Annotated in this window: 1 protein-coding gene; it reads right to left on the reverse strand. The window is 46.8% G+C overall.

From position 1 onward, the window contains the following. On the reverse strand, positions 1-252 hold a 252-nt coding region (locus MTCD1_RS19790; RefSeq protein WP_143760210.1), incomplete at both ends, for an EAL domain-containing protein.

Consider the following 252-nt stretch of genomic DNA (forward strand, 5'->3'; position numbering starts at 1 on the left):
GAATTGCACTGGTCTCGGTGATCTCGAAACAGATACACTCACTGGGTATGGCGAAACGCTCGAACTGCTGAATAATGTAATCTGCCATGCCCTCGGCGCCCAGGCTATTGCCCGATAGATTAATCGAGATACAATGGTCTTCCCAGATCTCTTCATGCAGAGATAACCAGAGAAAAGTCTTTCTAATCACCTCTTTATCAACATCGTTCATCAATTTAAAGCGCTCAGCGGCGGCAATAAATTGCGCCGGAG

Origin of the sequence: Colwellia marinimaniae (assembly GCF_002207865.1) — a bacterium.
GTDB lineage: Bacteria > Pseudomonadota > Gammaproteobacteria > Enterobacterales > Alteromonadaceae > Colwellia > Colwellia marinimaniae.